The sequence below is a fragment of the Paenibacillus sp. FSL R5-0914 genome (assembly GCF_038004525.1).
Taxonomy (GTDB): Bacteria; Bacillota; Bacilli; order Paenibacillales; family Paenibacillaceae; genus Paenibacillus_AQ.
Genome location: NZ_JBBORH010000001.1, coordinates 3,061,830 through 3,081,253, shown reverse-complemented (window position 1 = coordinate 3,081,253; position 19,424 = coordinate 3,061,830). Strand labels below are relative to the sequence as shown.

Annotated in this window: 19 protein-coding genes; all 19 read right to left on the bottom strand. The window is 44.9% G+C overall.

Annotated features, from left to right (window positions below):
- Positions 1–22: 22 nt before the first annotated feature.
- Positions 23–1,321 (bottom strand): asparagine--tRNA ligase, encoded by a 1,299-nt coding sequence (asnS, locus tag MKX60_RS13640; protein WP_036676308.1) that lies wholly within the window; start codon positions 1,319–1,321, stop codon positions 23–25.
- A 21-nt stretch (positions 1,322–1,342) separates the two neighbouring features.
- On the bottom strand, positions 1,343–2,551 hold the full coding sequence (locus MKX60_RS13635) for an acetate/propionate family kinase (protein WP_042190106.1): 1,209 nt from the start codon (positions 2,549–2,551) through the stop codon (positions 1,343–1,345).
- On the bottom strand, positions 2,548–3,420 hold the full coding sequence (locus MKX60_RS13630; protein ID WP_042129488.1) for a 3-hydroxyacyl-CoA dehydrogenase family protein: 873 nt from the start codon (positions 3,418–3,420) through the stop codon (positions 2,548–2,550). The genes MKX60_RS13635 and MKX60_RS13630 overlap by 4 nt, the downstream gene beginning before the upstream one ends.
- Before the next feature lie 133 nt (positions 3,421–3,553).
- On the bottom strand, positions 3,554–5,056 hold the full coding sequence (locus MKX60_RS13625; RefSeq protein ID WP_076284584.1) for an AAA family ATPase: 1,503 nt from the start codon (positions 5,054–5,056) through the stop codon (positions 3,554–3,556).
- A complete protein-coding gene (locus MKX60_RS13620) occupies positions 5,049–5,591 on the bottom strand; it encodes a hypothetical protein (protein WP_042190109.1) in 543 nt (180 codons plus the stop codon). The genes MKX60_RS13625 and MKX60_RS13620 overlap by 8 nt, the downstream gene beginning before the upstream one ends.
- Positions 5,592–5,999: 408 nt before the next feature.
- Positions 6,000–6,518, bottom strand: coding sequence for a cell wall elongation regulator TseB-like domain-containing protein (locus tag MKX60_RS13615; RefSeq protein WP_076284583.1), 519 nt, complete (start codon positions 6,516–6,518; stop codon positions 6,000–6,002).
- A 169-nt stretch (positions 6,519–6,687) separates the two neighbouring features.
- On the bottom strand, positions 6,688–7,989 hold the full coding sequence (locus tag MKX60_RS13610; RefSeq protein WP_076284582.1) for an amidohydrolase: 1,302 nt from the start codon (positions 7,987–7,989) through the stop codon (positions 6,688–6,690).
- Positions 7,976–8,629 carry a redox-sensing transcriptional repressor Rex gene (locus tag MKX60_RS13605; RefSeq protein ID WP_076284581.1) on the bottom strand — a complete coding sequence of 218 codons (654 nt, stop codon included), beginning with the start codon at positions 8,627–8,629 and terminating at the stop codon, positions 7,976–7,978. The genes MKX60_RS13610 and MKX60_RS13605 overlap by 14 nt, the downstream gene beginning before the upstream one ends.
- A gap of 131 nt (positions 8,630–8,760) precedes the next feature.
- A complete protein-coding gene (gene dinG / locus MKX60_RS13600) occupies positions 8,761–11,622 on the bottom strand; it encodes an ATP-dependent DNA helicase DinG (protein ID WP_341060089.1) in 2,862 nt (953 codons plus the stop codon).
- Between the two features lie 136 nt (positions 11,623–11,758).
- Positions 11,759–12,400 (bottom strand): tetratricopeptide repeat protein, encoded by a 642-nt coding sequence (locus MKX60_RS13595; RefSeq protein WP_042190119.1) that lies wholly within the window; start codon positions 12,398–12,400, stop codon positions 11,759–11,761.
- A 111-nt stretch (positions 12,401–12,511) separates the two neighbouring features.
- Complete coding sequence (panD, locus tag MKX60_RS13590) at positions 12,512–12,895, bottom strand: aspartate 1-decarboxylase (protein WP_042129504.1); 384 nt, start codon at positions 12,893–12,895, stop codon at positions 12,512–12,514.
- Positions 12,888–13,778: a pantoate--beta-alanine ligase gene (gene panC / locus MKX60_RS13585; RefSeq protein WP_341060088.1), complete on the bottom strand. Its 891-nt coding sequence runs from the start codon at positions 13,776–13,778 to the stop codon at positions 12,888–12,890. The genes panD and panC overlap by 8 nt, the downstream gene beginning before the upstream one ends.
- 1 nt (position 13,779) lies before the next feature.
- Entirely contained in the window at positions 13,780–14,646 is an 867-nt protein-coding gene (gene panB / locus MKX60_RS13580) for a 3-methyl-2-oxobutanoate hydroxymethyltransferase (protein WP_076284579.1), read from the bottom strand.
- Positions 14,647–14,981: 335 nt separating this feature from the next.
- On the bottom strand, positions 14,982–15,782 hold the full coding sequence (locus MKX60_RS13575) for a biotin--[acetyl-CoA-carboxylase] ligase (RefSeq protein ID WP_341060087.1): 801 nt from the start codon (positions 15,780–15,782) through the stop codon (positions 14,982–14,984).
- Complete coding sequence (locus MKX60_RS13570) at positions 15,772–16,236, bottom strand: hypothetical protein (protein ID WP_341060086.1); 465 nt, start codon at positions 16,234–16,236, stop codon at positions 15,772–15,774. The genes MKX60_RS13575 and MKX60_RS13570 overlap by 11 nt, the downstream gene beginning before the upstream one ends.
- A gap of 53 nt (positions 16,237–16,289) precedes the next feature.
- On the bottom strand, positions 16,290–17,093 hold the full coding sequence (locus MKX60_RS13565; protein ID WP_341060085.1) for a CCA tRNA nucleotidyltransferase: 804 nt from the start codon (positions 17,091–17,093) through the stop codon (positions 16,290–16,292).
- Positions 17,094–17,103: 10 nt separating this feature from the next.
- Positions 17,104–18,261, bottom strand: a complete 1,158-nt coding sequence (gene bshA, locus MKX60_RS13560; RefSeq protein ID WP_341060084.1) for an N-acetyl-alpha-D-glucosaminyl L-malate synthase BshA — start codon at positions 18,259–18,261, stop codon at positions 17,104–17,106.
- 20 nt (positions 18,262–18,281) lie between these two features.
- Positions 18,282–18,992, bottom strand: coding sequence for a bacillithiol biosynthesis deacetylase BshB1 (gene bshB1 / locus MKX60_RS13555; RefSeq protein ID WP_076284575.1), 711 nt, complete (start codon positions 18,990–18,992; stop codon positions 18,282–18,284).
- Positions 18,989–19,411 (bottom strand): methylglyoxal synthase, encoded by a 423-nt coding sequence (locus MKX60_RS13550; RefSeq protein WP_042129517.1) that lies wholly within the window; start codon positions 19,409–19,411, stop codon positions 18,989–18,991. Before MKX60_RS13550 ends, bshB1 begins: the two co-directional genes overlap by 4 nt.
- Positions 19,412–19,424 lie beyond the last annotated feature (13 nt).

Sequence of the window (19,424 nt, the reverse complement as noted above, 5' to 3'; positions counted from 1 at the left end):
GTCCCCCTTCAAATATAAGAACTTATGGGTAGAGACGGTACAGTGTACGTGGGAATGGAATAGTCTCACGTACATGGTCAAGGCCACAGATCCAAGCTACAGTACGCTCAAGTCCAAGTCCAAAACCAGAGTGAGGTACAGATCCGTAAGTACGCAGATCCATGTACCATTTGTAAGAGTCCATCGAAAGATTATGCTCTTTGTAACGCTCTTCAAGCAGCGCAGGATCATCGATCCGCTGTGAACCACCAATAATCTCTCCGTAGCCTTCTGGAGCGATCATATCCGCACACAGTACGACTTCCGGACGGTTTGGATCTGGCTTCATATAGAACGCTTTGAAAGAAGCAGGATAATGAGTAATAAATACAGGTTTATCGTATGCTTCTGCGATTGCTGTTTCATGAGGTGCACCGAAATCATCACCCCAAGCAATATCTTCAAAGCCTTTATCGTTCAAGAACTTGATCGCATCGTCATAAGTAATGCGTGGGAATGGTGCTTTGATATTCTCCAGCTTGGAAATATCGCGACCTACCGCTTCCAACTCCGCACGGCAATTCTTCAATACAGATTGCACTACGAAGCTAATAAATTCTTCCTGAACCTTCAAGCTTTCTTCGTGATCTGTAAAGGCCATTTCTGGTTCGATCATCCAGAACTCAATTAAGTGGCGACGAGTCTTAGATTTCTCTGCACGGAAAGTTGGTCCAAAGGAATATACACGGCCTAGTGCCATTGCAGCAGCTTCCATATACAACTGTCCGCTTTGTGTTAGATAGGCGTCCTCATCGAAGTACTTCGTGTGGAACAAGTTAGTAGTTCCTTCTGCTGACGTTGGCGTCAGAATCGGAGGATCCACCTTTGTAAATCCACTCTCGTTGAAGAACTGTTGGATTGCACGAATAATTTCCGCACGAATTACCAGAACAGCTCGCTGCTTCGAGGCACGCAGCCAAAGGTGACGGTGATCCATCAAGAAATCTACGCCATGCTCTTTCGGAGTAATTGGATAATTCTCTGTAAGATGCAGGACTTCAATTCCAGTTACAGTCATTTCAAAACCAGATTGACTGCGAGGTTCCTCGCGGATAATTCCGGTCACATACAAAGAGCTTTCCTGTGTGAGGCTCTTAGCTGCATCCCATACCTCTTCAGGCACTTCTGATTTCACTACAACTCCCTGAATATAACCTGTACCATCGCGAAGCTGGAGGAACTGAATTTTACCACTGGAGCGCTTGTTGTTTACCCAACAACCGATAACAACACTCTCTCCAACATGTTCATTCACGTTCTTAATTACACTCTTGTTAGCCATGCCTTCAATCTCTCCTCTAATTTAGCCGTTAATTCCTTGCACAATACGGTGTGTATCACGTGCAATGACAAGTTCTTCGTTTGTCGGAACTACTAGCACTTGTACCTTGGAATCTTCCGTAGAGATACGACGTGGATCGCCGGAACGAACTTTGTTAGCTTCAGCATCCAACTCAATACCCAGGAACGTAAGGTTATTTAGCAGTTTCTCACGAAGCAATGAAGCATTTTCACCAACACCGGCAGTAAATACGATCGCATCTACACCGTTCATAGCAGCCGTATATGAACCGATATACTTGCGCAAGCGGTACTCATACATTTCAAAAGCTAGTGTGGAATTAGGCTCACCTTTTTCCATACCATCAATAATATCGCGCATGTCACTGCTTACGCCCGAAATTGCTAAGAGGCCACTATGTTTATTCAACATGGAGTTAACTTCGCCTACGGACAATTCTTCCTTGTTCATCACGTAAGGGACAATTGCTGGGTCCAGATCACCACTGCGAGTACCCATCATCAAACCTTCCAGAGGGGTCATACCCATGGAAGTATCCACGGACACTCCACCTTGAACTGCAGTTACACTACCGCCGTTACCGATATGACAAGTAATGATCTTCAGATCTTCCAGCGGACGCTCCAAGTACTCCGCAGCAGCCTTGCTTACGAAGTCGTGTGATGTACCGTGTGCGCCATAACGACGAACTTTATATTTATTGTACAATACTCTAGGAATAGCGTACATATAAGCTTTTTCAGGCATGGTTTGGTGGAATGCAGTATCGAATACAACAACCTGCGGTACACCTGGCATATTTACTTCAGAAGCCGTAATCCCCATCATTGCTGCTGGGTTATGCAGTGGTGCAAGGTCAAACAATTGACGAATTTTCGTTTTTGCGTCAGCATCCACAAGTGCGGAGGATTTGAAGAACTCTCCACCATGCACTACGCGGTGACCTACAGCATCAATTTCTTTAATAGATTCAATTACACCATGCTCTTTGTCTGTAAGACAAGCAAGGACTTTGCGGATCGCAGTATTATGTTCCAGAATTTCGCTTACTTCTGTCACTTCCGCTTTGCCAGTAGGTTTATGATTCAGAATGGAGGAATCCATCCCGATACGTTCAACCAAACCCTTAGCCAAAACCGATTCATCGGTCATGTTATACAGCTGATATTTCAAAGAAGAACTACCTGAGTTAATAACTAAAATATTCATACACGGTCACCATCCTTGTCGTACTTGAAGAAGCCTTCTCCTGATTTCATACCCAGTTGTCCTGCACGTACCATCTTCTTAAGAATTGTAGAAGGACGGTATTTCAGTTCTCCGTATTCACGGAACATATTTTCGAGTGCCGCAAGTACCGAATCCAGGCCAAATCTGTCAGCCATTTCAAGCGGTCCATATTGGAATTGATAACCAATACGCATAGCATCGTCAATATCCTGTGCGGAGGCAACGCCTTCTTGCAGCACATGCATAGCTTCATTGATAAACAAGCAAATGAGGCGTGATGTTACAAATCCTGGGGATTCATAAATCATTACACCTTTTTTCTCAACAATCTCATCAACAAAGGATTTTGTATCTTCAAAAGTAGCATCTGAAGTTTTCAGACCACGTACGATTTCTACAAGATCCACTTTAGCTACAGGATATATGAAATGCATTCCGATCACGCGTTCCGGATACATCGTAGAACTTGCAAGTTCAGTCAAGCTAAGTGTTGATGTATTGCTGGCAAGAATAATGTGGTTCGGGCATACTTGATCCAATTGATTCAAAATCTTTTTCTTTTCTTCCAAATCCTCAACAATGGTTTCGATAACCATGTCACAAGAGCTGAGCTCCGCGAAATGTGTCACTTTTTGAATGCGGCTAAGAATCAGCTTCTTCTCAGCTTGAGTGATCGCCCATTTCTCCAGTTGCTTATCTAGACTTGTCTCGATCATTTCGTAAGAGTAGTCCAGTTTCTCCGCGGTTTTCTCCACTAGTAATACATCCAGGCCTTTGGCTGCTAACATTTCAGCAATACCTTGTCCCATTGTGCCACCGCCGATGACACCTATTTTTTTGAAATTCATAAAAAAGTCTCCATCCTTTCAGGTATCTATACTTTTGTATTGTACCTTGTCTGTCGCAAAAATTTATAAAGCCCGACATATAATGATATCTTAGCATGCCTGAAAAGTAAAAAAAAATAACCAGCATAAATATTTATGCTGGTAAAAGGACGCTGTCACGAAATTGACATCGAAATTGCTCTCCAGAGAGTACTTCTTCCTTCATTAAAATGTCAAGAGAGTAATCAAATACATTTCGTTGCTTTTCAAGGTGCTCACGAGTGCGTGTCATCAGCTCATCCAATATCTTACTATTTTCCTTCATAAGCTCTTCAGTGGTAACCATTTCCAGCTTAGCGATACCCAGCGAAGTTAAACCTGACTTCATCATCGTTTCCACAATATTCAGCGCCTGATCGAAATCACCGCGTGAACCTGTGCTTCGTCCACCATAATACATTTCTTCAGCAGCTGCTCCACCAAGTGCAATCATAATCTGATCTTCGAGATAATCTTTGGTGTACAAATACTGCTCTTGCTGAGGATTATGTCGCACATAACCAAGGGCTTGCCCACGCGGAGTCAGCGTAACCTGACTAACGCTTCCGGGACGAAGGAGCTCTGCCATGATGGCATGTCCCAATTCATGAATGGCGACTCTCTTTTTCTCTTCATGATTTGTTTCTCTATCCGTTTTTTCACCCATCATTACCTTGTCAATCGCCATCGACAGATGCCGCTGCTCAACTTTCGTCAAGTCCTCACGCATCATATAAATCGCAGCCTCATTCATGACACTTTCAAGCTGAGCACCGGAAAAGCCATAGGCTTCTTCAGCGATTTTGTCGAGACTCACCTCTGTATGAAGAGGCTTATTCTTCGCATGCAATTCGAGAATCGATTTGCGGCCCTTTTTGTCAGGCATGTCCACTTGAATATGACGGTCGAAGCGTCCAGGACGTAACAATGCTGAATCAAGCATTTCTTTCCGGTTTGTTGCAGCTACCAGCAAAATACGCGGAGTTTCGTTATTATAAATACCATCCATCTCGGTCAATAGCTGATTTAAGGTCTGATCATATTCACGTTGCTGACCGCCTTCGCGCTTACCGCCAATTACGTCAATTTCATCAATAAAAATAATGGCACTTTGTTTGTTCTCCTTAACAGCACGGTTACGAGCATCCTTGAACAAATCGCGGATCCGACCAGCCCCGACACCAACATACATTTCTACAAATTCACTACCTGATGCAGCTACGAATACGGAGTTTGTATAATGCGCTGCTGCTCTGGCCATAAGGGTCTTACCTGTTCCTGGAGGGCCAGTGAGCAGAATCCCTTTCAAAGGACGAATCCCAAATTTACTAATCTCCTCGTGCCGGATCAAAAAATCGAGTGCCTCACGAAGCTCTTGCTTCGCATTGTCTTGCCCACCAATTTCTTCAAAAGTGAGCTTTGAAGGCCCTTCCTTCTGGCGTTTCTTCCCTGCACCAGCGTTCACCGTAAGCCCGCCACGCAAATGAGCAATTATAAGTAATGCAGTAAGCATTCCAGCTGCTATAACAATCGGGAATATATTAATACCTAAAAAAGCCATGAAAATAAACAGCACAGGAATAAATCCGAGTAAAATTTCTTTAAGGTACTTAGGCATTATTCCATACCCCCAAGGTCGCAGGTTTTCGCGGCAAAATAATAAATTTGCTTTCTTTTCCATTACTCAAGCTTACGTACACATTGTTGTCGTCGATATCAGTAGATGCTATCACATCTTTAAATTCCGTATTTTGCTGTTTCAATCTATCAAGTTCTGTAGGTATAATCGTATATTTACGGCTCTCCATGGCTTCAGCTACAGAGAACATCGCTTTATCCCAGTAATCATCCAATAGTTCACTTGAATTTTGCTCCACATCGAGTTTAAGTTTACGTCCTTCAATCACTGATTTTCCTTCTTTGGATACATACGATACTAGATCACGTAAATTCGTGCCCGGCTGCAAATCAAGTTTCAAAGTGACCTCATCGCGGTTAATACTAATATGTGAAGTATTTACTCCCTCAAATCCGGTTACAATCTTTTGGAGCGGTTCCTGTAAAGCAAACTGACGATATAAAAAGAATCCTCCGAATAATAGCATAGCCGACAGTAGAGACGTTATCAGTACAGGTACAAGACGTAATTTCAAGAAACGTCCTCCTCTCAAAGATGAAAAAATGTAAACAGAATGATCCAAAGTCATAGCTGCTAAGAGCTCATCAGAGCCTGACGTTCTACTAACACTGTTCTAATTACAAACAGTAGTATATCACAGGTGTATATACTATATTGAAAAAAAGTGTGAAGATATTTAAAATTTTATTTTTTAATTCTTTCCATTTTATTAAATTTATTGATTTAATTCGACAAAAAAAAGGGCTGTTACTCTTAACTAACAGACCTTTTTTCGTATGAATCTTTAAATACCAATACATAAAAACTACTCTTATAGTATATCACAATTCGTGTACTTATAGTATATCAAATAATATGTCATTTAAAAAACAAGCGAACCATAAATGGTCCGCTTGTTTCTCCTATAATGCTTTTGTTTAATTTAGCGGCTAGGTAAACTGTAACCTTCACCCATTCGAGCCCCATCTGAGAACCGATAAAATTGATAATAATATCGACCGCTTTGTTTATAAAAAAGCTGCCAAGCATACTCCCCGTTATATACTCCTGGCAACAACCGCTCAATGCTGATGTCCGGAAGATCGGCTTTTATAAGGCTACGCATTTTCGCTTCAGAGGTCCCTTTACTTAGTTCTTCAGCATATACTGCGTCGGTTCCTTCAGCAAACTTCCCGTCTACAGTAAAACGTACCCAAACCATCAACTCGGTCCCGGCTTCATTCTTCCCTGTTAAGACCCAGTACACCGCATTATCATCCCACACGGATTTCTGCGCTTTGGTTACCTCTGTCAGACCAGCACTGGTTTTAGCGACATCCTTAGCGATATCTCGCTCGTTCCATTGATCTTTCATAATATAAGCATAGAACTGGATAAGTCCGAACAGAAGGAGCAGAATCAGAACTGACCCCAGGAGGATCCATTTTTTCCTTTTCTTCAAGGTACAGCTCCCTTTCTAGTAATATATCTTTTTTGATTATATAACACACCTGTGTGTTTATCCAAAGTTTCATATCCAATTCAATGATCTAATTATCAGAAACACAAAAGGCTGTAACTTTGCAATCGCAGAAAGTCACAGCCTTTCAGTTATTCGTTATGATCTTAGACTATCGTTTAAGCAGTCCATCAAATGATTCTTGCGCCTTACGACGGATTGCTTCCTCATCTAGCGTTATACATTCTCCATGTTTTACAACCTGTTTACCATTCACCCATACATGCTCAACGTCCTTGGCGCTGGCAGAGTATACAGCATGAGACAACAGATCTGTGTGTGGTAGCAAATGCGGCTGGTCTATATCAATCGCGATAAAGTCCGCTTTCATGCCAACAGCGAGTCTACCCACATCATTTAAAAAGATAGACTTTGCGCCATACTCTGTAGCTATACGCAGCGCTTCCGGAGCTGGGACAGCCGTCGGATCACCACTTACACCTTTATGGATGAGGGCTGCAAGACGCATCTCTTCAAACATATCCAGGTTATTATTGCTTGCCGCACCATCTGTACCCAGTGACACCTTCACACCAGCCTTTAGAAGATCCGTAACCCGAGCCACTCCACTAGCCAGTTTCAGATTACTTCCTGGGTTATGAGACACGCCTACATCATGACGAGCCAGTATCTCGATCTCTTCATCATTCAAATGAACGCCATGTGCAACAATAGACGGACGTGTGAACATTCCAAGCTTCTCTAAATGCGCTACAGGCCGAAGTCCGTAATCCACCACATTCTGCTCCACTTCGCGTTTGGTCTCGGACATATGGGTATGCATCGGTAAATCCAAATCATGTGCCGCTTGTACAAACTTAACAAAGAAGTCCGGTGGGCAAGTATATGGGGCGTGTGGCGAGATCATCGTCGTAATTCTACCATCAGCCTTACCATGCCAATTTCGTGCAAAAGAAATCGCTTCCGCAAGCTTGTGATTTTGTACTTCCTCTGGGCATAATCCGATTACGCCTCTCATCAGTACGGAACGGATGCCTGATAATTCGACTACCTCTGCTACTCGATCCATATGATCATACATATCCAAGAAGGTTGTAGTACCACCTTTTAGCATTTCCAGTACCGACAAGGAGGTTCCCCAGTATACATCTTCTCCAGTGAATTTCGCTTCCATCGGCCACATCTTCTCTTGAAGCCACACCTGAAGTGCTAAATCATCTCCATAACCACGAAGCAATGACATTGCGGCATGGCCATGTGTGTTTACCAGACCTGGCATAAACAGCAGACGACTGCCATCAACAACTTGCACATCATCTTCCATTAAAGGTTCTTCTTTTCCTATGTAAGTGATCAAATCATCTTCAATAGTCATATATCCGCTCAGAACCGGCTCATCCGTTCCCGGAATAAGAAAACGCCCGCCCTTAATAATCGTTTTACTGCTCTTCATTTCCGCTTTCTTCCTTTCCGTCTTTCAAATAATAAGCAAGGCTTTGCAAATCCGTTGTAAAATCGGCAGCATGAACACGGATATTCGATGGTGTTTTTAGAATCACTGGTGCAAAATTCAAAATCGCCTCAATGCCAGACTCAATGAGAATATCTGCTACATTCTGCGCTTCTGAATCAGGCACAGTAATTATCCCAATTCGAATACCTTGCTCACGAACCGTCTGACCAAGCTCCTCCATCGGTTGAACGGTAAGAGAGTTGATTTTCCGCCCTACCTTAGGTGCATAGGAGTCAAATATAGCGGTAATCTTCATAGTATCTTTCAGATAAGCATTGTAATTAGATAATGCATGTCCAAGGTTACCAGCACCTACTAAAGCCACATTCAATTGTTGATCCAGCTTCAGAATATGACGGATTTTTTCAATAAGATAAGTTACGTCATACCCGATACCTTTTCTACCAAAGTCTCCAAAATAAGCTAAATCTTTACGAATTTGAGCAGGATTTAAATCAAGTTTTTGTCCTAGTTCTTGTGAGGAAACGGTTAATATTTCACGTTTCTGGAGATCATTCAAGAAACGCAAGTACACAGGAAGTCTGCGAACAACGGCTTCTGATATTTTATCCGATTTCATAATTTACCTCCTAATTTAAGTGATATTCTGTTCAAATCCTATCGAAATATCTGCACCTCGTCTCAAGGAAGAGCGGTATTCTTATACCGCCCTTCCTTGTAGAGTGATTAATAAGATCGATGACGTTCTTTTCAAGAAACGCCTCCGTCTTCCAACCACTCCGCTATACGAGGAACCATTTGATCCGTAAGCATATGCTCCATTTTCGGGCCAGGCAACGAATAGAGGAAATACTTCCCATAGTGAGATTCTATCACCCTTGTGTCATACACAATAACAATACCCCGATCTTGCGCTGTCCGTACCAGCCTCCCAAATCCTTGCTTGAAGCGAATAACCGCCTGAGGAACAGACAACTTCATGAACGGATTCTTTTTCTGGGCTTGTAATAACTCAGACTTCGCTTCCGCTAGAGGGTGGTTTGGCGGTTGAAATGGGAGCCTCACGATGGCCAAGCATGTTAATGCTTCACCTGGAATATCTACACCCTCCCAAAAGCTGCTTGTTCCTAATAGTACAGAAGCTGCACTGTCCTGAAAACGGCGGATCAGCTTGCTACGGCTGCCCCCCTCCACGCCTTGACCTAGCACCGTGATCTCTTGTGAGGCTAGAGCCTCTTTCAGAGGATCGTAAACCTGGCGTAGCATCTTGTAAGAAGTAAACAGGACAAGCATCCGCCCACGTGTTGTAATAGCTGCTTCTGCTAGTGACTGTACGAGTGTATCGACAAATCGGGCATCGCCTACACTCCCCTTCACACTAGGGAAATCCCGCGGAATAACTAACAGCGCCTGCTCCCGATACTTAAAGGGAGAAGGCAGGAGTGATGTCATCAGACGCCCCTCTTCCGCAGCTTCATTAAGTCCGAGATTATCAATCATAAACTGGAAAGATTTATCCACAGAGAGTGTCGCCGAAGTTAGTACGATACTTTTCTTCTTGTCGAAAAACAGCTCCTTAAGCTGAGTACTAACATCAACAGGAACGGCATACAGCTGTAGCGATTTACTGCGATAATTTCCATTCGCCTCCAGCCAATATACTACATTCTCATCATTTAATCCCATAAAAAACCGTACTTGCTCACGTATAGAAGCTAAATCCTTAAATAAGCCGCTAATATCGGTAACTAGACTATCTGAGGAAGATTGACCTTCTTGATCTCGCATCTCATTAAGCATTTTATCACCTTTACGGATAATTTCGCTTAATGTCAGATTCATAGTATTCTCTAAAGCAACCAATTCATCCCAATCATTCGGTTTACGGGTAGGAAGTAGCCGCATGACTAACTGGCCGGCTTCTCCCGCCGCTGCATCGCTACGTTCCGGCAAGAGGCTGAATAGTTTATCACTAAGCAGATCCCAGGTTTCTTTTACGGTAAGCAGGTCCGGATAGATTCTATCGATCACTCCGCTCCATTCAGAAGCTTCCTCACTGCCTGATGACTGAAGCATTTGGCGAAGTGTAGGAAGTTGGCCATTTCGACTATCCTTATAAAGACGCGATAATGTATGTGCCACCGTGAAATGCTTCATATGCATGCCTAAATGCTTGCCAGCCACGTCCTCCAGATGATGGGCCTCATCTATTACAAGATGTTCATAAGCGGGAAGTAGTTGATGCCCAGCCTTAACATCTGCGAAAAGCTTAGAGTGGTTCGTAATGACCACGTCTGCAATACCAGCTTCATGCTTAGCCCGATGATAATAACACTTACGGAACCAAGGACACGAGCGACCCAGACAAGAATCGGTATCGCTTGCCACCGTCTCCCAAAAATCTCCGCCACGTCCACTTAGATTGAGCTCTTCGTCATCTCCTGATTCACTTTGTGTCAGCCAAACGATCATCTGAGCCGCAGTAAGCGCATCTTCCCTCGGACTTATAAAGTCTTTTTTATTAATTTTATGTTCGAACTTACGAAGACACAAATAATGCCCTCTGCCCTTAAAAATTGCAGCTTTAAATGGAAAAGGAACTACCTGCGTTAACAAAGGAATATCACGCTCACGCAATTGATCCTGCAGATTAATAGTATGAGTGCTGACCATGACTTTTTCATTAGTTCGTACGCTTTGGTATATGGCAGGCAATAAATAACCAAGGGATTTACCGGTTCCTGTCCCTGCTTCGATCAATAGATGCTTGTCTTCGGCAAGTGCCGTCATCACCTCATTGATCATAATATCCTGAGCTTCTCGGCTTTCATACTGTGGCAAAGTTTCTTTAAGTCGTTTCGTTACTTCATCCATATAATCTGTAAAAGATAAATTGTGTAGTGGATTCTCAGCATGCTCGTCTCGAGGTGGAGCTAATTCATTCCAGTCTCCTACAGCAAGCGCTAATTGACGATAGAAAGTCAGATCACCTTCGGGCTGAAGCGTCTCCGCTTCCCGTTCACGCAGCAGACCATCAAAATACCAACCCAGATCACTATCCTCTTCCGTAAACAGCTCACAGAGTCTCTGAATCGTCAGCAGAGGCAAATCGTAGAGCTCCTCCAGACATTTCAGCAATACAAGAGCAGTTGCGAGTGCATCACTGTCTGCCTGATGCGGACGATCATGCGTCACTCCAAAATGTGCACTAACTGATCCTAGTTGATAGGATGTGAGAGAAGGAAAGCAGATTTTCAGAAAATCAATCGTATCTAAAATCCGCCCTTGAAATGGTAAATACCCACATCGGTCTAAAGCATTTTGCAAAAAATGGAAGTCAAATGCGACATTATGCCCTACAAGCACAACATCATCCAAGAGTGGGACAAGCTCCATCATCATCTCATCCAGCTCAGGTGCATCCTTTACATCATCGTCGGTAATCCCCGTTAGACCAGTTATAAAAGGAGGTATCGGCGTTCCGGGCTTGACATAGGAACCATATACCCGGGAGATGGACCGGTCTTCTTCTATAATTGCAAGGCCAACCTGGATAATTTCACCCACGGATTGGGTTCCCGTTGTTTCAAAATCAAGCACGGCAAATTTCATTATAATTCTATTCCCTTTCAATTGAGACTCTTAATCAGCATAACAGAAGTTGCGAAAAAAGGCGATGCACACCACTGGTTCAGGGGATGCATCGCTTGAATGAAAATGCGGAATAATAAACCGTAAACGTAATAATTTACAATAATGAAACAAGCTGATTTCCGAAATGAAGCTTACCTCCTCGGCGGCGGCAAACCTCCAAATTAACGGTTGGTTCAGGAAGTGCCGGGTCAAGTTGCAAAGAAAGGCCAAACAGCTCCTGCGCTTCATTGAACCGTTCTTGAGAGGCCCTGATGCAACCTAAAGCGTTATAAACCATTGCCTTCAGCTTGGTTTCCCGTATCAAACCGAGCATATGGTTCAGATGACTCCAAGCAGCTTCCCCCTCCCCTTCCTGCAGGTAAGAGATGGCTAAATATAATCGAGCAGCCAAGCTATCCGGATATTGCACAATAACTTCCTTAAACTGTTCAATACATTTCCCATACATCAGCAGCTTATAATACCCTTGACCTCTGACAAAAGTATCCATGCACAGCTCGGGTGCTTCCTGCTCTGGCACTTCCTCTTCAACCACAGTCGTAAAATCTACACTTTCACGAAAGTGACTTAGCTTCTCTGCAAAGGCCAGCCATTCATCCATCACTTTATCACTAAGTCGATGCAGCATATTATAATTGCATAAAAGCTCATTCCGGCGGGCACCCTCCGCTGTAGGGTAATCTGTAACGATCTCCTGAAGCACCTTGTTCATTTCAGCAAACAAATGTTGAAACATGGGCTATCCCCCCTTACTGAAGATGAAATCAGTTCAGCTTGCCTGACTTCATTTTCTGCGAGAACGGGGTCTTTCATCCCTGCCATTCATTACATGGCGTAAGTCCATAATTTAAGCGATTGTAGCATGCAATTCATGATCAGCCAGCTTCACTGGTCTGTTGTTCTCATCCACGAATACCACCGTTGGCTTATGCGACTCCAGTTCTTCCGAAGACAACATCGCATACGAAATAATAATTACTGTATCTCCCGGTTGAACAAGACGTGCAGCTGCACCATTTAGGCAGATCACACCACTGCCGCGAGGCCCTGGAATAACATAGGTTTCTAACCGTGAACCATTATTGTTGTCCACGATCTGCACTTTTTCATTCTCAAGAATATCTGCCGCTTCCATTAAGTTCTCATCAATGGTAATACTTCCCACATAATTCAAATTCGCTTCTGTCACCGTCGCGCGGTGAATTTTGGATTTCATCATATGTCTAAACAAGAGCGGCAACCTCCTTTGGAATAAATACATTATTGTCAATTAATCGCGTTCTGCCAAACTTCACGGCAAGCGCAATAATAATTTCCTCATTTACATCCGTTAATAAAACTTCGTTCTCTAAGCCTTCCAGATTAGGGAAAGTCAGTATTTCCGCATAATCAATGATCGCCAAAGGAGAGCTGGAAATAACCGAGGTCAACAATTCCCGCACTTCAGCAACGGTTGTTACTTTTCCTTCTTCAATAGACTGACGTGCTTCACGCAAGGAACGAGATAACACCAGTGCTTGAGAACGTTCCTCTGGAGATAAGAATACGTTACGCGAGCTAAGTGCAAGTCCATCTCCTTCACGAACGATAGGGCAAGGTACAATTTCAACATTCATATTCAAATCAGATACCATTCTGCGGAGCACAGCTACTTGCTGAGCATCCTTTAGCCCGAAGAAAGCATAATCTGGCTGCACGATATTGAATAGTTTATTAACAACTGTTGTTACGCCATTAAAATGCCCTGGACGCGAAGCCCCACAAAGTCGAGTGGTAAGCTCTGATACCGAGACAGTAGTCCGGGTAGGCTGCGGATACATTTCTTCCACACTGGGGATAAATACAATATCGACACCTTCGCGTTCCGCAAGCTCCAAATCACGCTCTTCATCGCGCGGATAGGAATCATAATCCTCATTCGGTCCGAACTGCAGCGGGTTCACAAATATGCTCATAACGACCGTGTTGCTCATTTCTCCTGCCCGCCGAAGCAGACTGGCATGTCCTTCATGCAGGTATCCCATGGTTGGAACAAACCCAATCGGGGTATGCCCACCTTGTCTCATATATTCCAAAGCTTCGCGCAGTTGCTTAATGCTTCTGACGACTCTCATCTTATTCCCCATCCTTTCCGGCACCGCCGTATAAAGATTCCAGAACGGTTTCATCTGCTTTAAAAACATGACCTTCATCTGGGTACGAGCGATTCTTCACTTCTTGCACATATTGGCTGATACCCTCACGAATCAGGCTACCCACATCCGCGTAGGTTTTGACAAAACGTTTCTCACGGTAGGGTGAGGCATAACGCAACAAATCATGGAAAACCAATACCTGTCCATCACAATAACGACCTGCACCAATCCCAATGGTCGGAATGCTCAGTGCCTCAGAAATTGCTTGTGCCACTTCTTCTGTCACCAGCTCCAGTACCACTGCAAAAGCACCTGCTGCTTCAAGGGCCTTAGCTTCATCCATCAGACGTTTTGCATCTTTGGCGTCCTTACCTTGAATGCGGTAGCCGCCAATCATATTTACCGATTGCGGTGTAAGTCCAATATGCCCCAGCACAGGAACTCCCGCAGCTACAACCGCAGTAACTGTCTCACAAATTTCGAGACCGCCTTCCATTTTGACGGCATGAGCCCGCCCTTCCTGCATCAGTCTGCGCACACCCCGCAAGGTTTCATCTATACTTCCGTGGTAGGTCATAAATGGCATATCTGCCACAATGAATGTTTTTTGTGCGCCCCGAGTTACCGAACGAGTGTGGTAGACCATATCGTCAATCGTAACAGGTAAAGTTGTATCATATCCAAGTACCACATTTCCCAGGGAATCACCCACCAGAATAAGATCGATACCGGCTTCTTCAGCAAGTAGAGCCGATGGGTAATCATAAGCAGTCAGCATGCTTAACCGCTCACCATCTGCTTTCATTTTTTTCATTTTCACAATATTAAGTGCTTGTTTGTTTGCCATTTCTCTCTTCGTCCTCCTTTTTGAAATTACATCCCCGTAAAAATCGCAACAAAAAAACCTTTTAGCAACGATTTGCTAAAAAGGTCCGAAGGGCAAAAAAGAGTCACTCGCGATCGTCCCTTCTGTCTCGGTCCTTACGGCTCAGAGCAGAATCCAACGTAACCGTCTAACGCAGTTATGAAGGTGATTCCAATAATAAAACCATTATAAGTTCATCAGATCAAGAGTACAGTTCGCAAAACGATACCGCCTCTGCCCCATAGTATAACAAAAAGGACTCGGAAATACACGAAAAAAATATGACAGGGGATGACACCCTGTCATATAAAAAAGATTTATAAAAGCTCGATTTCACCTGAGCATACGCTAGAAATCTCTCCTGCGCTGTTTTTAAGGATTAGTCCACCTAACTCATCCAAACCTACCACAACACTTTCAGATCGTCCCTGAGGGCTATTCAGAGCGATCTGGCGACCCAAAGTAACTGACATCGACTCCCACAGCTCTTTGATAGGTTTAAAACCTTGTTCCATGTATAGATTGAAATGCAGCTCTAACTCATTCAATACAACTCTTACCAGCTCCGAACGGTCAATAGGGACACCGCCCCGCTGAATCCGAAGAGAAGTCGCTACTTCCTTCAGATGATCAGGATAATCGTCTTCAGTCAAGTTCGCAGAAATTCCAATCCCGGCGATGCAATAATGAAGCTCTCCTTCTCTTAGAGAAGACTCGAGCAAAATTCCACATATCTTTCGACCGCCCGCAAGCAAATCATTTGGCCATTTAATCCCGGCGTCTACTCCGGTTACACGGCGAATTGCCTTACAGACAGCAACCCCAGCAAGCAGTGTTAACTGAGGAGTCTGTAACAAAGGTAACTTCGGACGCAATACAATACTCATCCAAATGCCTTTGCCACGAGGAGAAAACCATTTCCTACCCATTCGCCCTCTAGCACCGGTCTGTTCTTCAGCGATTACGGTTGTTCCTTCTGGCGCACCGTTTTCCGCCAATCGTTTGGCTTCCTCCTGAGTAGATACGACAGACTCCAGGAGCTGAACTCTGTCTAGCCAATTCGAATCAGAAGCTTCCTGCTTCAACCCGGTTAGCGACAGCGCTTTTTCATAGCTCATGTCCATCCATCCTTTTTGCTTCAAGCAGCAATTCTTGTTTATTGTTAAGAAGATCTCCCGAAGCAGTCGCCTGCAGAAGTGCACTTAGCATATTGCCAAGCCAAGGTCCTGGACGTTTCTCAAGCACTTCCGCCAACTCATTGCCTGTAACAGCAAGCTCCGAGAGACTCTTCAATGGCATTTGTGCGATCCACTCTCTTGCAGGCACCATAGTGACAGCGGGCGAGATTTCCGTGACCGCTGGCTGATTCGCAGCGGGAAGGGCAGCTGCTGGCAGGATCGCCAGCAGCGAGAGCCACCCTTCGGCGGCTTCCACGCCGAAGGTCAGCACTGCGGCGATCCAGCGCCGCCGCAGTAGATCCGTGCCGCCCGGTCCCCCCGGCGGCACAGCCTCCAGGGCAGCGGTCCAAGCTTCGCGGACCCGCAGCACCTGGACGACGCTGGTACGCGTCATCCCAGAGAACGTCCATGCCCGCAGCAGCTCATCGGCCTCTTGGGCCGACTGCTTCAGGGCATGGAGGAGAAGCGCCCACCGCAGGTGGGCGCTCTCAGTTCCCCTATCCCGGCCGTTAAAGCGGCAGCAGCCGCCAGATCGGTTCCGGTCCAGGGGAACGGGGCTTTGCCGCGCGCGAGCAGCTCACAGCGCGCTAGCATAGCAAGGCCGCGCCGAGGATGCGGCCCCTCTACGATGCGGTCCAGCTCCGCGCGGACACGCTCCACAGCAATATGCGCCAGCTTATCTCGCTGACGCAGGAGCCCCCTCCACGTATTCTTAGCGATGGAGAAATCTAACACCGATGCGAAACGAACGCAGCGAAGCATGCGAAGCGCATCCTCATCGAACCGTTCCTCTGCATCACCCACACAGCGGATCACACGGAGAGCTAGATCCTTCTCGCCTCCGAAGGGATCAATCAAATCTCCACCCAGCCCGCAGCATATCGCGTTAATCGTAAAATCACGACGACGAAGATCTTCCTTCACATCACTAACAAATTCAACATGGTCCGGACGACGATGATCGACATATCCGCTTTCAGTTCGGTATGTCGTCACCTCAAATCCATGCCCATCCTGAAGCACGGTGACCGTCCCATGTGCTAGCCCTGTCGGAATACTGCGTGCGAAGATGGCTATCACTTCCTCCGGCACTGCTGAAGTTGTAATATCCATATCATGCACTGGCCTACCCAATAGCTCATCGCGAATGCAGCCTCCAACCCAAAAAGCCTCATGGCCGTTTTGCGTTAGCTCAGAAATTACATTTTCCGCCGCAAGAGCCATAGCAGATGGCGCCATTTTCCATTTCATTACGAACTCCTTACCCCCTGACTGTATCCAGTCTAGGTACCTTGCGCCCGAGCACACGGTAATATATATCCTCATACTGACTTGTAATCGAATCCTTACAGAAATCTTTGCAGGCCGTTTCCAGACAAGCTTGTCTGAACTGCTCCACCATGCGATCATCCGATAGGAATTTGATTGCATATTTCGCCATAGTTTCTGTATCACCAATTGGAGCAATGAATCCTGTCTTGCCATGTTCTATGAGCTCCGGAATGCCTCCGGTTTGCGAACCTATAGTCGGAACACCACAGGCCATCGCTTCCAGGGCGACCAGACCAAAGCTTTCCTTCTCAGAAGGTAACAGAAGAAGATCAGCCAACGAAATAACTTGAGCAATCTCATCCTGTCTTCCTAAGAAGCGGACTTTATCATCCAGACCCATTTCACTGATCTTAGCTTGAATCTTAGGAAGATCCGGCCCTTCGCCAACAAGCAGCAGACGTGAAGGGATTTCACGATTCACTTTAGCAAAGATATCGACAACATCGCTTACCCTTTTAACTGGGCGGAAGTTACTGATGTGCATCAAGATCTTCTCCTCAGGAGAAGCAAAATCTTCTCGCAGATTCGATACATCCCGTGGATAATAGACACGATGATCAACGAAGTTATAAGTGAGGTCGATCTCGCGCGTAATATCCAGCACTTCTCGTGTTTCTCTAATGAGATCCTTCGATACGGCTGTTACGGCATCACTTTCATTAATTCCAAGACGGATTAGATCTTTTAGCGATTCATCCTGTCCAAGTACCGTAATATCAGTGCCATGCAAAGTCGTTACAACTTTTATATCATTACCAAGCATCTGCTTAGCAAGGAAAGCACAAACAGCATGCGGAACGGCGTAATGAACATGAAACAGATCTAAATTCTGCATTTTGGCAACCTGAGCCATCTTCGTAGCAAGTGCTAAATCATAAGGAGGATATTTGAATACATAATAATCATTAACCTCTACCTCATGGTAAAATATATTTTTCTGGAATTTCCCTAACCGAAACGGAATGCTGTGTGTAATAAAATGAACTTCATGTCCCTTCTCGGCCAAGAGTTTTCCTAATTCAGTCGCTACTACGCCTGAGCCGCCAAGAGACGGATAACAAGTGATGCCTATTTTCAAACGATCCATATTCCGTCCCCTTCTATACCTTATATAGTTTGATCCCCTGCAGTAAACAGATCTACTGCATAGGGAACTTTTGTTGCAAACCCTTCCGCATAGGGAATAAGTCTCCGCTGTCCAAGCAACATGTCTCTGGAACGAACACGTTCAATATAACCTTCCGTTAGCGGTGTGGATACAGCATCGGCACCGAGCGGCTTGGTGAACTGGGAGCGATAGCAGGACAACGCCTGCTCCTTCAGCCCATATTGTTTAGTAACATCTACAATAAGATCCGTACGTCCTAGATCATTTATAAAATAAAAAAACAGCTGTGGAGCCGGAACTGCCGGCTTGTCCGGCATATATTTACGTAGTTTAGCATTAAAAACAGCCTCTTCTACTAACTTACTGCACGCAATATGATCCGGATGACGATCTTCCCAATAAGGAGCAAAAACAATCGCAGGAGCAAACCGGCGAATTTCTGCTGTCACAGCGGCCACATGCTCTTCTGTTATAAACAGCCCTCTGTCAGATAAACCCAAATTCGTCCGCACAGACACGCCAAGCAGATCAGCAGCTTGCTGTGCCTCTTCCATGCGTAGCTCTACAGTACCGTTCGAGGACATTTCCGCAGCTGTTAAATCGCACAGACCTACTTTTAGTCCTGCAGCGGTATGCTTCGCAATCGTACCTGCCATTCCGATCTCCGCATCATCCGCATGAGCCCCAAATACAAGAATGTCCAGCTTCATTCATCAACACCTGGTTTGTATTTATGGACGAGTTCACGCCAAGCAAAGTCACCACGATCAATCGCCTTCACAAGCACCTCAGCTGTTGCGATATTCGTTGCTACAGGGATACCATATACGTCACATAGACGAAGTAAAGCTGTAATATCTGGTTCATGTGGCTGTGCCATTAATGGGTCGCGCAAGAAAATAATAAGATCCAATTCATCTTGGGCTACCATTGCCCCAATTTGCTGATCTCCACCCAATGGTCCTGACATATAGCGATGAATCTTCAAGCTAGTCACATCCATGATCCGTTGGCCAGTAGTCCCCGTAGAAAATAGTTCATGACCTACAAATACATGCTCATAGGCTAATACAAAATTTACGATTTCATCTTTTTTACGATCATGTGCAATAAATGCGATCTTTAACATGGTGTTCTCCCCT

Bases quoted from the DNA above. Each gene is read 5' to 3' on its own strand.
- asnS (WP_036676308.1), bottom strand. From the start codon at position 1,321: ATGGCTAACAAGAGTGTAATTAAGAACGTGAATGAACATGTTGGAGAG.
- MKX60_RS13635 (WP_042190106.1), bottom strand. From the start codon at position 2,551: ATGAATATTTTAGTTATTAACTCAGGTAGTTCTTCTTTGAAATATCAG.
- MKX60_RS13630 (WP_042129488.1), bottom strand. From the start codon at position 3,420: ATGAATTTCAAAAAAATAGGTGTCATCGGCGGTGGCACAATGGGACAA.
- MKX60_RS13625 (WP_076284584.1), bottom strand. From the start codon at position 5,056: ATGCCTAAGTACCTTAAAGAAATTTTACTCGGATTTATTCCTGTGCTG.
- MKX60_RS13610 (WP_076284582.1), bottom strand. From the start codon at position 7,989: ATGAAGAGCAGTAAAACGATTATTAAGGGCGGGCGTTTTCTTATTCCG.
- MKX60_RS13605 (WP_076284581.1), bottom strand. From the start codon at position 8,629: ATGAAATCGGATAAAATATCAGAAGCCGTTGTTCGCAGACTTCCTGTG.
- dinG (WP_341060089.1), bottom strand. From the start codon at position 11,622: ATGAAATTTGCCGTGCTTGATTTTGAAACAACGGGAACCCAATCCGTG.
- MKX60_RS13595 (WP_042190119.1), bottom strand. From the start codon at position 12,400: ATGTTTCAACATTTGTTTGCTGAAATGAACAAGGTGCTTCAGGAGATC.
- panC (WP_341060088.1), bottom strand. From the start codon at position 13,778: ATGAGAGTCGTCAGAAGCATTAAGCAACTGCGCGAAGCTTTGGAATAT.
- panB (WP_076284579.1), bottom strand. From the start codon at position 14,646: ATGGCAAACAAACAAGCACTTAATATTGTGAAAATGAAAAAAATGAAA.
- MKX60_RS13575 (WP_341060087.1), bottom strand. From the start codon at position 15,782: ATGAGCTATGAAAAAGCGCTGTCGCTAACCGGGTTGAAGCAGGAAGCT.
- MKX60_RS13570 (WP_341060086.1), bottom strand. From the start codon at position 16,236: ATGACGCGTACCAGCGTCGTCCAGGTGCTGCGGGTCCGCGAAGCTTGG.
- MKX60_RS13565 (WP_341060085.1), bottom strand. From the start codon at position 17,093: ATGAAATGGAAAATGGCGCCATCTGCTATGGCTCTTGCGGCGGAAAAT.
- bshA (WP_341060084.1), bottom strand. From the start codon at position 18,261: ATGGATCGTTTGAAAATAGGCATCACTTGTTATCCGTCTCTTGGCGGC.
- bshB1 (WP_076284575.1), bottom strand. From the start codon at position 18,992: ATGAAGCTGGACATTCTTGTATTTGGGGCTCATGCGGATGATGCGGAG.
- MKX60_RS13550 (WP_042129517.1), bottom strand. From the start codon at position 19,411: ATGTTAAAGATCGCATTTATTGCACATGATCGTAAAAAAGATGAAATC.